This window comes from Shimia sediminis (assembly GCF_003990645.1).
Taxonomy (GTDB): domain Bacteria; phylum Pseudomonadota; class Alphaproteobacteria; order Rhodobacterales; family Rhodobacteraceae; genus Shimia; species Shimia sediminis.
This window is the reverse complement of record NZ_RYZK01000001.1, coordinates 284,242-298,872: the sequence shown is the minus strand read 5'-3', so window position 1 is coordinate 298,872 and position 14,631 is coordinate 284,242. Positions and strand designations below refer to the sequence as shown.

The following is a 14,631-nucleotide window of genomic DNA, read 5'->3' as shown; positions in this document are numbered from 1 at the left end:
TGATATTGGGATCTAACTATCGCCTTGGGTTCGGGCCGGATTTTTTGTTCCGGTCTTTCTTGACTGCTCACGCGGCAGAAGGCGGTTGGCTTGCACATGGGGCCTGACGCTTCACATGTCAACCAAGAAAGCCCTGAGCGGTGACGACAAAGAGGTAGCCACTCACCGCACGGAACGATAGAACCGGGGGTCAAGAGTTTACAGGACGACCCCATGAGCGACACGATTCTCGCCCGCTGCGAAGCCAAGGGCCTGCGCATGACCGAACAACGCCGCGTGATTGCAGGTGTTTTGCAGGAAAGCAGCGACCACCCCGATGTGGAAGAGCTCTACGCCCGGGCCTCGGCCCGTGACGCCGGCATTTCGCTGGCCACGGTCTATCGCACTGTGAAGTTGTTTGAAGAGGCCGGTATCCTCGACAAGCTCGAATTCGGCGATGGCCGCGCGCGGTACGAAGACGCTGAACGCGAGCATCATGACCATCTCATCGACATCCAGACCGGTGAAGTGATCGAATTCGTCGATCCCGATATCGAAGCCCTGCAGGAAAAGATCGCCGAAAAACTGGGCTACCGCCTCATGGGGCATAAACTGGAACTTTACGGCGTTCCGATCCGCAAGTGACGCGCTAAACGTCGACCTCTTTGATTAGCGTTTCCAGATAGGCGCGCGTTTCAGCATCCCAGTCTGCGGGGTTTTCACCATGGGCAATCTGCGCGTGCAGCCCGGTGAGTTGCCATAACTCTTCTTTGGTTTCCGCTGTCATGCTGGCCGGGCACGTTTCCATACCTTCACAGTCGCGGCAGGCGTAAGAATAGGCTTTGGTCATTGGTCACACTCCCCCTTCAAGACGGAAACCCGTCATAGTTCCTCATGTCTTCATTGATCAGAAGCCAATGCAGCTTTTCTTTGAGGAAAACGTTCGATTGCGGCGTAATGGCATTAGGATTGTCCAGTGAGGCAATCGTGATGCCAACTTCATCCCATCCTTCACCGCGAAACGTCAGAGAACTTCCGCAGGTCCCGCAAAACCCGCGCAGTATTCCGGGCGACGATTCAAATTCCCGGATGTCTCCCCTGACAACCTCAAAGTCCTCAGGTCTTGCCCCGATCCAGGGCACGGACGCACCACCAGTGGCCCGTCGACAATCATCGCAGTGACAGTTGCCAACGTAGGTCGGCGCAGCCAGAACCCTGTAGTGAACAGCACCGCATTTACAGCGCCCCTCCAGAGGCAGGTCTTTGCCAGTCATGGTAAGACTCCCGAATGAATTTCTAATACATTATATCCGAAGAACTCCGGTCAAACCCATAATACACGCCGTTTTTGACTTCACGATTGAAGAATTTTCCCAACATGTTAGAATTTCTAATAGATGAAGTGGACCAACCTGCCCCCGATGAACGCCCTGCGGGCTTTCGCAGCATTGGCCGAGTGCGGCTCTTACACCGCCGCGGGTCAGGCGCTCAATGTAACCCATGCCGCGGTGATGCAGCAGGTACGCGCACTTGAAACCTTTCTGGACGTCGAACTGGTCACCCGCTCGGGGCGTAGTATTTCCCTGACCGACGAAGGCGCCGCTCTCGCGCGCCATCTCGAGTCCGGGTTTCACCAAATTCGCCGAGGGGTAGACGAACTGACGGATGTTGGTCTCGCACGCCCGGTCATGGTCACCATGTCCCCGGCATTTGCGGTCAAGTGGCTGATGCCCCGCCTCGCGGACTTCCAAACGGCCCACCCGGAAATCACGTTGCTGTTGAACCCCACCGGTCGGTTTCTTGAACTGAAACCCGGCGAGACCGACATTGCCCTGCGCTACAGTCGACAAGAGTCCCTGCCAGACGGAGCGGATGTGCTGGTCTCAGGGGATCTTGCGATTGTTGGCACGCCCGACCTTATGGACGAGAGCATCCAAAGACCCTCGGACCTGACCCGCTTGCCCTGGCTTCAAGAGCTAGGAACCAACGAGGTTGCCGAGGTGCTTGGCCGCCACGGCGTACACCCGTTGCGGTCACCGCAAATTCTGCACATGCCCGGCAATCTGATCATGGACGCAGTTCAGCGCGGCGACGGCATCACATATACGCTCACCCGCTGGGTGCAGGATGATCTTGAGGCCGGACGTCTTGTGGCCCGGTTCATCGAGCCGAACGTGGGTAACTTTTACATCGAGACCCGGCCCGGTGCGGCCCGCCCGCCCCTGCGCAGCTTCATTCGCTGGTTGAAGAGGCAGGCTGACTGAAGCGACTTAAGCCCGCAGCTTTTCACCCTTGGGATCAAACGGTGGCTCGTACAGCACGCGCGCCTTGTGTGGCTGACCCAGCACCATCACCTCGACCTCATCGCCTGGGGCCACGCCGCGCACATGGGCCAGCGCCAGTGACATGCCAACCGTGTAGCCATAGGTGCCCGAAGTCACCTTGCCCACGCCTTTGCCGTCCTTGAAGATCGGCTCGCCGCCGGTGGCATCGGCGTTAGAGGCCGCCGTGTCGGCTTCATCCAGATGCAACAGCACAAGGGTTTCGCGCGCGTCCTGTGCCAGCGTCTCGGCCACGGCGTCTTTGTTCAGGAACTCCTTGTCCATCTTGCACAACCGGTCCAGCCCGATCTCCTGCGGCCAGTATTCCGGGCTGTATTCGCGGCTCCACGAGCCATAGCCCTTTTCCACCCGCAGGGACATCAAGGCACGTCCACCCACCGGACCTGCGCCAAATTCGGCACCCGCGGTCAGCAGCGCGTCATAGAGCTTGGCCTGATCCTCGACCTTGCAATGCACTTCCCAGCCAAGATCACCGGTGAACGACACCCGCAGCGCCAGCGCCTCAACCCCTGCAATGTCGATCATTTTCGAGCGCATAAAGGGAAAATCCTCGGTATTCAGCGAGGTATTGGTCAGCCGCTGCAACAGCTCGCGCGACTTTGGCCCGGCGACGTTGAAACCGCAGATCACATCTGTCTTGCTTTCGAACGTTGTGCCCTCGGGCAGCGGCACCTGCTTGAAGAACCGCTTGTGATAACGTTCCGCCATGCCCGAGCCGATGATCCAGAATTCTTCGTCCGAGACCTTGGTTACGGTGAAATCCCCCGCAACCCCGCCACGTTTGCCAATCAGCGGCGTCAGGCAAGACCGCCCCACCGCTTTTGGCATGTTGTTGGCAAAGACCGCGTTCAGCCAGCCCGAGGCCCCCGGCCCCTTGCAGATGTAATTGGCAAAGTTCGAGATATCGATGATACCCGCACGCTCGCGCAGCATCTTGCATTCTTCACCCACAGGTCCCCACCAGTTTTGGCGGGTGAACCCATTGGTATCCGTCACGCCGGGCGTATCTGCAAACCACAAGGGATGCTCCCAGCCGTAGTTCAGGCCAAAGACCGCACCCATCGATTTCTGCTTTTCATAGACCGGTCGCGTGCGCAGAGGCCGCCCGGCGGCGCGTTCCTCGTTCGGGAAATGGATCGCGAAACGGTGCGAATAGACGTCTCGCACCTTGGCCCGGACAAAATCGGGATTGTTCGCCCAGAGACCAAACCGCGCCACGTCCCAGGGGAACATGTCGTACTGCATTTCGCCTTCGATGATCCATTGCGCCACCATCAGCCCCATGCCCGCCGATTGCGAGAATCCGGGGATGATGCCGCCGCACATGAAATAGCCGTCCAGCTCGGGCACCGGCCCCAGGATCACGTTCGAGTCCGGTGACCAGATCATCGGGCCGTTGATGACGCGTTTGATCCCGGCAGTCGCGGCCACCGGCACCCGGTCCATGGCGCGCAGCACGTTCTCTTCGATGCGTTCCAGATCATCGGGGAACAGGTCATGGGCAAAATCCAGCGGCGTGCCATTTTCGGCCCAGAACCGCATGTCCTTTTCATAAGCGCCAATCAGCAGCCCCTTGCCCTCTTGCCGCATGTAGTATTCGCCATCGCGGTCCGCGACCGAGGGCAAGCGGCGATCCATGCCGTCAATCTCGGCAATGGTCTCGGTCACGAAATACTGGTGTTCGGTGGGCTGCAGGGGCATCTCAAGCCCCGCCATCTTGGCCACCTCGCGCCCCCAGAGACCGGCGGCATTGATGACCCAGGGCGTCTTGATATCCCCTTTGGGCGTGCGCACGATCCAGCTGCCATCGGGCTGTTGTTCGGTTCCGGTCACCGGCGTGAACCGATGGATCTCGGCGCCCCGCTGCGTCGCGCCCTTGGCATAGGCATGGGTCACGCCCGAAGGGTCGACATTGCCGCCATCCTCTTCCCACATGATGGTGCGGATGCCGTCGAAATTGACCAATGGATGCAGGCGCTCGGCCTCATCCCGGCTGATCTCGTGGAAATTCATGCCGTAAAGCTTGGCCTTGGCCGCCTGCAGCTTCAGCTGATGTTCGCGGTTTTCAGTCTGCGCCAGATAGAGCGCGCCCGGCTGGAACACCCCGCAGCTCTGCCCGGTTTCTTCCTCAAGCTGATTATACAGGTTCATCGTATAGTGCTGAATGCGACTGATATTGGCGCTGTCATGCAACCCGTGAATGCCCGCCGCCGCGTGCCATGTGCTGCCGCTGGTCAGTTCGTCGCGCTCCAGCAGCACAACGTCTGTCCAGCCAAGTTTGGTCAGGTGGTAAAGAATTGAGCATCCGATCAGGCCGCCACCGATGACGACTGCTTGGGCGTGGGATCTCATTTTCGGCCTCCGGGGTTTGTTTTGTTAAACTTGACCCCGCAACCCGCCGCGCAATTGCCCAAACCCGACACTTCCTGTCGCAGGCTGACAACACGCGCGCGTTTCCACGGCACCAACGGCCTGTTTCCCAGTGAATGGCTTCACCTTCCCGTAAAAAGCGAATAAAATCACCACCACACAACATAACGATTGACCAAAATGCTTTACCTGATTTTCCTCACCGCCCTTGGCGCAGCCCTGATCCCGGCCATTGCGTCAGACGATTCTGACACCCCGACGGAAGAGGATAATCCCGATGACTGGGACTCTGACCAGATCCGCGTCACCGAAGAGGGCGAAGCCCCCGAGCTTGTCGATGCCGAAGTCGTTTCACGTGACGCGCAAGAGGGTGTCGACCTCGATCAGCTGATCGAAACCAATATCTTCGACGATGTGTCGCAATTCGTTGACGCAGGCGATGGCTTGGACGTGGTGGAAATTGGCGTGGGCGATGACGTCGACACCCTGTCCGACAGTGAAGACACCGCGGACGACATCGAAGGCGAAGATGGCGATCACATCACCCTGACGGTCACCGCAGATGCACTGGAAGACCTGCCCGTGCCGGCCCCACAGACCGATGGCATCCCCGGGCTTGAACTGCCTGCAGCAAGTCACATTGTCATGGGGTCAGAAGATACGCTGGAGATCGCGTTTGAAGAGGGCATCGGCGGTCATCTCGAAGTTGTCGAGGTCGAAACCGATTGGCGGGTAAGCCACCATTTCGGCTCAAGGCATCTGGAGTCCGCCTTGATCTTTTATATCCCCGAGGGTGAAAGCCTGGATGGTCTGATCGACGAGGACAGCCACACAGATTACGGACATGAGTTCTACTGGGAACTTGGTCTGACCGACGAAGACTTTGGCGGTATTCGCCTGATCGGCGTCATCGACCTAGGGGAATGGATGCCCGACCTGATACATGAAGTCGATGACACCGTGCTCGAAGGCTACGACCTGTCGCGCGAAGCCCCCGAAATCACCAGCAACCTGCCTATTGTCTCAATCATCCCTCCCGGAACGCCCTGAGGTCATTCGCGCACCAGATGCACCTGAAAGCGCAAGGCGATCTCGTCTTCAACCAGCTTGGGATAGCCGATCACCCCAAAGGCTTTTCGGCTTACGGATCCCGCGACCTGCAGGATCAACTCGGAATTGTCCGCAGGCGCATCCGCCCGCCGTTGAAAGACGGCATCCAGCGTCACCGGCCGCGTCACCCCTTTCAGCGTCAGGTCACCGGTGATCCGGGCCCCATTGCCGTTGGGCACAACCCGTGTGCTGACGAATCGCGCCGTCGGATGCTGCCCCGTCGCCAACAGCTCTTGCCCCCGCATCGCCATGGTCACCAGGGGGTCTCCGGCCTGTACGAACTTTGTGGCAATCGTCACATCCAGGGACGAGCGTCGCACATCCTGCAGGTCCACCATGGTTGCCGCACTTTGCACAGGGAAAACGCCCCGGGTCTCGCGCCCGCCCATCGCATAGAAAAACGCCACCTTCGACGCCTTCAGGTCCAGCGCATAGGGCACCGGTCCGGCCAGACCGACGGTCGCGGCAAGGGTCAGGCCAAATACGAACAACATTTGCTTCAACATATCCCAGACCTACCACGCCGCCTGATCCCGTCCACCACCCAATTCGCCATTTGCGACACATCCCGTCGCAAAGTGGCCAGCGCCTTGTCAAAATGCCGCGATTGTGAAGACAATCACAAAAACCATGAAAGGGGCGCGCCCATGAAAACCACCACGCGTGTGGCCGTGATCGGCGGCGGAGTTGTCGGCTGTTCGGTTCTCTATCACCTGACCAAGCTGGGTTGGTCGGACGTCATGCTGCTCGAGCGCTCGGAACTGACGTCAGGCTCCACATGGCACGCGGCCGGTGGGTTTCACACCTTGAACGGCGACACCAACATGGCTGCCCTTCAGGGCTATACCATCCGGCTTTACAAAGAGTTGGAAGAGATCACCGGCATGTCCTGCGGTCTGCACCACGTGGGCGGCGTGACACTGGCCGACAATCAGGACCGCTTTGACATGCTGGTGGCCGAACGCGCCAAACACCGCTTTATGGGGCTCGAGACCGAGATCGTCTCGCCCGAAGACATCCGCAAGATCGCCCCTGTCACCAACACGGACGGCATCATCGGCGGTCTTTATGATCCGCTCGACGGCCACCTTGACCCCTCGGGCACCACCCACGCCTACGCCAAGGCCGCACGTATGGGCGGCGCCACGATAGAAACCCACTGCATGGTGCAGGAAACCAACCAACGCGCCGATGGCACATGGGACGTGGTCACCAATAAGGGCACCATTCATGCCGAGCATATCGTCAACGCCGGGGGTCTCTGGGCGCGCGAGGTTGGCGCCATGGCCGGCGTCTATTTCCCGCTGCACCCGATGGAGCACCAATATGTCGTCACCGATGAGGTGCCGATGATCGCCCAGATCATCGACGCGGGCGGCGAACACCCCCACGTCATGGACCCGGCTGGCGAAAGCTATCTGCGCCAGGAAGGCCGTGGCCTGTGTATTGGATTCTACGAACAGCCCTGCAAACCCTGGGCCGTCGACGGCACGCCCTGGGGGTTTGGTCATGAACTTTTGCAAGACGACTTTGACAAGATCGAAGACTCCATCGATTTCGCCTACAAACGCTTCCCCGCGCTGGAACAGGCAGGCATCAAATCCGTGATCCACGGCCCCTTCACCTTTGCCCCCGACGGCAACCCTCTGGTCGGCCCGGTGCCCGGCATGCGCAACTACTGGTCTGCCTGCGCCGTCATGGCTGGCTTTTCTCAAGGCGGCGGCGTCGGCCTGATGCTGGCGCAATGGATGGTCGAAGGCGAATGCGAGCGCGACACCTTTGCCATGGACTGCGCCCGCTTTGGCGACTGGATCACCCCCGGCTACACCCGTCCCAAGGTGATCGAAAACTACCAGAAACGCTTCTCCGTCTCCTACCCGAACGAGGAACTCCCCGCCGCACGCCCCTTCCGCACCACGCCGATGTACGACATCTTTGATGGGATGGGCGCGGTCTGGGGCCACCAATATGGCATCGAAATCCCCAACTACTTCGCCACGGGGGACGAGCCGCGCTTTGAAACCCCGTCTTTCCGCCGTTCAAACGCCTTCGACGCCACCGCGCGCGAGGTCAAAGCGGTGCGCGAAGCGGTCGGCATCAACGAGGTGCACAACTTTGGCAAATACCGCATTCGCGGCGACGAGGCCCGCGCCTGGCTCGACCGCATCATGGCAGGCCGTGTGCCCAAACCGGGCCGCCTGTCGCTGACCCCGATGCTCTCGCCCAAGGGCCGCCTGATCGGCGACTTCACCATCTCCTGCCTGTCCGAGACCGAATTCCAGCTCACCGCCTCTTACGGCAGCCAAGCCTACCACATGCGCTGGTTCCTCCAGCACAAGGAACATGGGGTAAAGATCGAGAATGTCTCAGACACGGTGAACGGTTTCCAGATCGCAGGCCCCAATGCGCTGAAAGTGCTGCAGGCCTGCACCCGTCAGGACATGTCGGACATGGCGTTCATGGATGTGCGCCGCGCCACGGTGGGCATGTGCGACTGCATCATCCAGCGCGTCAGCTACACCGGTGACTTGGGCTATGAAATCTATTGCGACCTGCCCTCGCAGCGATCCCTCTGGGACACGCTCTGGTCCGCCGGTCAGGATCACGGCATGAAACCCTTTGGCATGCGCGCCATGATGTCCCTGCGGCTCGACAAGTTCTTTGGCTCGTGGCTCTCGGAATTTTCGCCCGACTACACGGCCGCCGAAACCGGCCTCGACCGCTTTATCAGCTTCAAGAAGAACACCGACTTCATCGGCCGCGCCGCCGCCGAAGCCGAGCGCGAAGCAGGGCCAGCGCGCAAACTCTGCGCCTTTGAGGTCGAAGCCGAGGACGCCGACGTCAACGCCTATGAACCGATCTGGCTCGACGGCGAAGTGGTCGGTTTCTGCACCTCGGGCGGCTACAGCCATTACGCGCAGAAATCCATCGCCCAAGGCTTTGTCCCCATCGACAAGGCCCATGAAGGCCTCGAAGTCGAGATCGAAATCCTCGGGCACATGCGCAAGGCACGGCTGATCACCACGCCGCTCTTTGATGCAGATGGCGCGCGCATGCGGGGATAGGTCTTTCCCCCGGGCTTCATTTCGCTAAAAATACTCCCGCCGGAGGCTCCCAACCGGGCCTCCGACGCTTCGCCTCAGGGAAAGGCCCCAATGCTCACCATCCTCCTCCTCGCCGCCGGTTCCTCGTCCCGCATGCGCGGGCAGGACAAGCTGATGCAAGAGGTGGATGGCCAGCCCCTGATCCGCACAATGGCAACCCGTGCACGTGACACCGGCTGTCCCCTCATCATCGCACTGCCCCCAAACCCCGGGCCCCGCCAATCGGCCCTCGCCGGGCTGCCCTTTCAAGCCTGCCCTGTGGCCGATGCCGACAAGGGCATGGCGCATTCCATCCGCGCCGCTGTGGCGGCTCTGCGGCCTGAGGTTACGGCCCTGATGGTTCTGCCCTCAGACATGCCGGACCTCGGGGTGCAGGACCTGAACACCATGATATCGGCCTGGCGCAAGGCGCCGCCGGAAACCATCCTGCGCGGCAGCTCTGCCAAAGGCCAGCCCGGCCACCCAGTCATCTTTCCACGATCAGACTTTTCTGAGTTGCAGGCATTGTCAGGGGATCAAGGGGCACGTGGCCTCCTCAGGGCCAACGCAGACCGGGTCCACCTGGTCCCCCTGCCCGATCACCATGCGCTGACCGATCTGGATACTCCGGAAGATTGGGCGACATGGCGCAATGCGCGCCGCTAGACGCGCGTCGTCAGATGTGTCTGCGCCCGCGCCGCGGGAAACGCCCGCTTGGCATCGCCTTGTACCAGTTTCGGACAAAACCGCTCAAGCTGACGCCGCACCTTCTCTTCTGCCGTGTCGAAGAACTGCCGGTTTGGCTGAAAGCTCTCGGTCCAGACATCATTGGCCAGGATCACTTCGTGGCGCTGCATCAGGACATGCCAGACATCGGCGTCGACCCGCTCGTGGCACAGGGCAGAGAGCTGGCGCAGCGCGCGCGTGGGAATCAGCATCTCTGCTTTGGAAAACAGCTCTCGCAAGACCCCGCCGCTGGTCAATAGCCGCTGATCCTCGGACAGGATCAGATCCCGCGACGGCAATCCCGGCCCCAACGCATCCGCCTTCAGCACCACCATGGCGCGCGACCCCGGGCCAGCCTTGCAACGCCCGACCCATCGCACCGGCTGAAAACCATTGTCACGTGTCAGCACCAGATCGCCAGGTGTCAGATCACCCAGCCGCTTTTCCCCCAACAGGGTCTTGATCCCGGCGTCCACCGACAGACCACCTGTCCGCGCCTGCGTAGGGCGCTTGTGCTCGACTTTTTGATTTTCCGTCCTGCAAATACGAAAATCCGGTGCCGCCTGAATTTCGGCCCCGTCGATTTCCAGATAATTTTGCGTATCTCTCAACATGAAATGCCCAACAAAAACCATTCCGACGCAATCTGCCGGTTGCCAATTCATGACTGCGAAGTTAGGCGGAAATGGGACCCACCGGGGAAAGAAGCAGGGCGATTGTGCGGCTGCGTACACTCCGCAGCCCCCCAAAGGACAAGAGTTCATTTGAAAACTTACCTTTGATGGGGTCAACTGATGGTAATTGGAATCGAAAGGCCGAACTATGATGCGCAACTGTCTCATGAAACTCTTGAGCGGACTGTTTTTCCTGGGGGTTTTGACGCTGCCGCCCACTTTGCCGGCCCTGGCAGAAGACGAAGCTGCAGTACGCCCGCCAAGACCGGCCAAAATCGTAACCGTCCTGACACGCCCCCGTGAAAACAAGATTTCCCAGCCCATCGTGGTTGAACCGCTGCAATCGGCAGTGCTGACCATGCTCGAGGGCGGCGTGATCGAAGAGTTGCCGGTCCGCGAAGGGGACATTGTCAAACGCGGCGATCTCATTGCCCGTGTCGACACGCGCATTCTGGAAAACAACCTCAATCAGGCGCGGTCGCAACTGGCCCAGGCCAAGGTCGAGTTCGACCGGGCCAAGATTCTGCTGCAACAGGACAACATCTCGAAAAGTGTCTATGATCAGCGTGCTACGGAATATGAACTGGCGGAGCTGAATGTCGAGGCGTCGGAAAAACGCCTTGGCGATGCCACCCTGCTGGCCCCGTTTGACGGTGTCGTTGCGCTGGTCAATGTTGACCAGTTCCAAACCGTCGATCCGCGTCAGGATATTATCACCCTGCAAAGTGAGACCCTGTTCGTTGCAGTCATGCATGTTCCGGCCAGCCAGATCGTCGATGCCACCGACGTCGAGGTGCGCGACAGCTACCTCAACCTGGATGTAGCGCCGCTGGTCAACATTCCGGCCAACTTCCGCTCTCTGGCGCAACAGGCTGACCCTGCTTCGCAGACCTATCAGGCGGAACTCAGCTTCACCCGCCCCGAAGGCCTCGTCGTGCTGCCCGGAATGACCGGTCAGGTCTATGCCACGGTCATTCCCAACGTGTCCGCCGAACATGTCCCGGTTGTCGAGGTTCCCATGTCCGCGATCCAGTATGATGGTGAGTTTTCATATGTCTGGCTGGTTCAGGGCAGCGGCGATGCACTGACCGTCACCCGCCGCGATGTGGTCATCGACCAGGACATCGGCGAACTCCTTCTGGTCAAGGAAGGTCTGCAAAAAGGCGACGAAATCGTTGGTGCCGGGGCCTCTTACCTGTTCGAAGGTATGCAGATCCGCCGGTTCGGAGGCTGATCCGACATGTCTATCGCTGAGTTTTCAATCAAGAACCGCCTTATCGCGGCCATCGTCGTGATCCTGTCGCTGCTGGGCGGCTGGCTCGCCTACAAGAACATGCCCCGCTTTGAGGACCCCGAATTCATCATTCGCACGGCACAGGTCATCACCTCTTATCCCGGCGCAACCCCACTTGAGGTAGCCAACGAAGTCACCGAAACCCTTGAAAGCGCCTTTCAGGAAATGCTCGAGGTCGAAGAGATCCGGTCCAAATCCGAAGCCGGGCTTTCCACGATTTCGGTTGATATTCTCTACAGCTTCTCCAAGAACAAGGATGACCTCGCCGTCATCTACACCAAACTGCGCAACAAGGCCGGGGATGCCGCGCGCAATCTGCCGCCCGGTGCCTCGGAACCCTTTGTGAATGACGACTATGCGGACGTCTACGGCCTCTACTATGTGTTGACCAGCGACGGCTTCTCTCCGCGCGAAATGCACGATTACGCCAAGGCTGTGCGCACGCGACTTCTTGCGGTGGATGGTGTGGCCAAGGTGGCCATCGACGGTGTTCAGGACGAGGCGATCTATCTCGAATTCAATCAGACGCAGATGTCGGTCAGCGGCATCTCGCTGGATCAGGTCTTTGGACAGATCCAACAGCACACCTCGGTTGTGTCGTCCGGCAGAGCCCAGATTGGCGAGCAGCGCATTCGAATCCAGCTGCCCGAGGTCACCGACTCGGTCACGGCGCTGATGAACACCGTGGTCACCACCGGTGACGAAGATCGCGTTGTGCGTTTGCGTGATATTGCCAATGTGGTGCGCGGCTATGAGGATCCGGCGTCCGAGATTTTCCGCTATAATGGGCGTCCTGCCGTGGTGCTGGGCGTCTCGGCGCTGCCGGGGGAAAACATCGTCGCGGTGGGCGCAGACATCTCCAGCGTCATCGCCGCCACCGCCGATCACCGCCCGGTGGGTCTTGAGATTGAAACCTTCTACCACCAGGGCGAGGTTGTCGACATTTCGGTCAAGGCTTTTGCCAAGAACGTCGGTGCCGCACTGGCCATCGTTCTGGTTACCCTCGGGGTGTTCATGGGGCTGAAGTCGGCTTTTGTCATCGGCGGTGTGCTGCTCTTGACCATTGCGGCGACGCTGGCGGTGATGGATCTTGCCGGGATTCCGATGCACCGGATTTCCCTTGGCGCCTTGATCATCGCGCTTGGCATGCTGGTGGACAACGCCATCGTCGTTACCGAAGGCATCCTCGTCGGGGTCAGAGAAGGCAAACGCAAACTCGACATGGCCGTCGACATCGTGGCCAAGACCAAATGGCCCCTGCTTGGCGGGACCATCGTGGGCATCATCGCGTTTGCGCCCATTGGTTTTGCCCCCGGCTCAACCGCCGAATATACCGGCGACCTGTTCTGGGTGGTGATGATCTCGCTTGGCTTCAGCTGGATTTTTGCCCTGACCGCCGTGCCGGTCTTTGCCGATCTTCTGTTCAAGGAAGACGCGACAGCCTCCGGCCCCAAGCCTGACGCTAAACTGATGGTGCTCTACAAATCCTTCATGAAACGCCTGCTGGCGATCCGCTGGATCGTGATCGCGGTCAGTTTCTCGGCATTTGCAGCTGCGGTTGCGGGTATGGCCTATATCAAGCCGGGGTTTTTCCCCAGTTCCACAACCCCACAGATCGTTGTGGACATGTTCCTTCCCGAAGGCACCAATATCCTCGAGACCGACCGGCAAATGGCCCAGCTCGAAGGCGAGATTGCCGAGCTGGAGGGCGTGACCGACGTGCACACACTGGTGGGCGCAGGCACCCTGCGCTTCATGCTGGTCTACTCTCCCGAGGATCCCACAGCGGCCTATGGACAATTGCTGGTCAAGGTTGACGACTGGCGCAAGATCGACACGCTGATCCCCGAGATCCAGTCCCATGTCGATGCCAACTACCCTAACGCCCAGGCCAAGACCTGGCGCTTCCAGTTGGGCCCGGGCGGCGGCTCGAAGATCGAAGCGCTGTTTACCGGTCCTGACCCGGTTGTCCTGCGTCAGCTGGCCGATCAGGCACAAGAGATCATGGCGGCCAATCCCAACACGATCTCGATCAAAGACGACTGGCGGCAACAGGTGCCGGTCATCGAACCCCTTGTCAACGAGACCCGCGCGCGCCGCCTGGGTGTCACGCGCGAGGACGTGGCCAATGCGCTCAACATCAACTTCACCGGCAAACAGGTCGCACTGTATCGCGAAGATGACTACCTGATCCCGATCATCCAACGCGCGCCTCAGGACGAACGCATTGGCCTGTCGTCGATCGAGACCATCCAGGTGTCTTCGCCCGTCACCGGCAGCACTATCCCGCTGTTGCAACTTGTGGATGGCTTTCAGACTGTCTGGCAGGACGCGTTGTTCCGCCGGGTGGACCGGGTTTGGGCGATCCAGGCGCAATGTGACCCGGCCGAAGGCATCCTCTCTGGTGTGCTCTTCAACGAGTTGCGCCCGCAGATCGAAGCCATCGAACTGCCCCCGGGCTACAAGCTCAAGTGGGAGGGCGAGTATGGAGACTCGTCCGAGGCCAACGAAGACCTCGCCTCGACCCTGCCAGCCGGGTTTGGCGCGATGGTGCTGGTCGTTGTCCTGCTGTTCAACGCCCTGCGCCAGCCTGCGATCATCTTCCTGACCGTGCCGCTGGCCATGATCGGCGTAACCGTGGGGCTGCTTACCACAGGCACACCGATGGAGTTCATGGCGATCCTCGGGGTCCTGTCCCTGTCCGGGTTGCTGATCAAGAACGCCATTGTTCTGGTGGATCAGATGGACCTCGAGATTGCCGACGGCAAAGCGCGGTTTGACGCGGTGGTGGATTCCGCCGCCAGCCGGGTACGTCCCGTGATGATGGGGTCGCTCACCACGGTGCTGGGCGTCTTGCCGCTGTTCCTGGACCCGTTTTTCAAGTCGATGGCAGTGGTTCTGGTCTTTGGCCTCAGCTTTGCAACGGTTCTGACACTGCTGGTGGTACCGGCCCTCTACATGGTGTTCTTCCGCATCGGGATGGGCGAGACAACCAAGGCGACCTGATCACCGGGCGAGCCGACAAACTCAAAGGCCGACGCGCTTTGCGTCGG

General features: G+C 60.0%; 12 protein-coding genes. 7 read left to right on the top strand and 5 right to left on the bottom strand.

Going from position 1 to position 14,631, the window contains the following annotated elements; genetic code table 11:
- Positions 1–213: 213 nt before the first annotated feature.
- Entirely contained in the window at positions 214–624 is a 411-nt protein-coding gene (locus EK369_RS01445; protein ID WP_127111907.1) for a Fur family transcriptional regulator, read from the top strand.
- A 4-nt stretch (positions 625–628) separates the two neighbouring features.
- Here EK369_RS01445 and EK369_RS01440 read toward each other — a convergent pair whose 3' ends face one another.
- Positions 629–829, bottom strand: a complete 201-nt coding sequence (locus EK369_RS01440; protein ID WP_127111906.1) for a DUF1059 domain-containing protein — start codon at positions 827–829, stop codon at positions 629–631.
- Positions 830–845: 16 nt separating this feature from the next.
- Positions 846–1,253, bottom strand: coding sequence for a GFA family protein (locus tag EK369_RS01435; protein ID WP_127111905.1), 408 nt, complete (start codon positions 1,251–1,253; stop codon positions 846–848).
- A gap of 123 nt (positions 1,254–1,376) precedes the next feature.
- Here EK369_RS01435 and EK369_RS01430 point away from each other — a divergent pair, with 123 nt between their 5' ends.
- Entirely contained in the window at positions 1,377–2,243 is an 867-nt protein-coding gene (locus EK369_RS01430; RefSeq protein ID WP_127111904.1) for a LysR family transcriptional regulator, read from the top strand.
- A gap of 6 nt (positions 2,244–2,249) precedes the next feature.
- Here the strand turns inward: EK369_RS01430 and EK369_RS01425 are convergent, their stop codons facing one another.
- Entirely contained in the window at positions 2,250–4,673 is a 2,424-nt protein-coding gene (locus EK369_RS01425) for a GcvT family protein (RefSeq protein ID WP_127111903.1), read from the bottom strand.
- Positions 4,674–4,871: 198 nt separating this feature from the next.
- Here EK369_RS01425 and EK369_RS01420 point away from each other — a divergent pair, with 198 nt between their 5' ends.
- The gene (locus tag EK369_RS01420; protein WP_127111902.1) at positions 4,872–5,741 is read left to right on the top strand and encodes a hypothetical protein; all 870 of its coding nucleotides are present in this window, start codon (positions 4,872–4,874) and stop codon (positions 5,739–5,741) included.
- A 2-nt stretch (positions 5,742–5,743) separates the two neighbouring features.
- On the opposite strand, the gene EK369_RS01415 is transcribed toward EK369_RS01420, so the two are convergent.
- The gene (locus EK369_RS01415) at positions 5,744–6,295 is read right to left on the bottom strand and encodes a YceI family protein (RefSeq protein WP_164726788.1); all 552 of its coding nucleotides are present in this window, start codon (positions 6,293–6,295) and stop codon (positions 5,744–5,746) included.
- A 153-nt stretch (positions 6,296–6,448) separates the two neighbouring features.
- Between EK369_RS01415 and EK369_RS01410 the strand changes: the two genes are divergently transcribed.
- The gene (locus tag EK369_RS01410) at positions 6,449–8,866 is read left to right on the top strand and encodes a GcvT family protein (protein ID WP_127111900.1); all 2,418 of its coding nucleotides are present in this window, start codon (positions 6,449–6,451) and stop codon (positions 8,864–8,866) included.
- Positions 8,867–8,956: 90 nt separating this feature from the next.
- Entirely contained in the window at positions 8,957–9,550 is a 594-nt protein-coding gene (locus tag EK369_RS01405; RefSeq protein ID WP_127111899.1) for a nucleotidyltransferase family protein, read from the top strand.
- On the opposite strand, the gene EK369_RS01400 is transcribed toward EK369_RS01405, so the two are convergent.
- On the bottom strand, positions 9,547–10,275 hold the full coding sequence (locus EK369_RS01400) for a Hint domain-containing protein (protein ID WP_164726786.1): 729 nt from the start codon (positions 10,273–10,275) through the stop codon (positions 9,547–9,549). The two genes, EK369_RS01405 and EK369_RS01400, sit on opposite strands and share 4 nt — an antisense overlap.
- Before the next feature lie 175 nt (positions 10,276–10,450).
- On the opposite strand from EK369_RS01400, the gene EK369_RS01395 reads away from it, so the two are divergent.
- Together EK369_RS01395 and EK369_RS01390 are read left to right on the top strand one after the other, a co-directional pair.
- Complete coding sequence (locus EK369_RS01395; protein ID WP_164726784.1) at positions 10,451–11,518, top strand: efflux RND transporter periplasmic adaptor subunit; 1,068 nt, start codon at positions 10,451–10,453, stop codon at positions 11,516–11,518.
- A 6-nt stretch (positions 11,519–11,524) separates the two neighbouring features.
- On the top strand, positions 11,525–14,584 hold the full coding sequence (locus EK369_RS01390; RefSeq protein ID WP_127111896.1) for an efflux RND transporter permease subunit: 3,060 nt from the start codon (positions 11,525–11,527) through the stop codon (positions 14,582–14,584).
- Positions 14,585–14,631 lie beyond the last annotated feature (47 nt).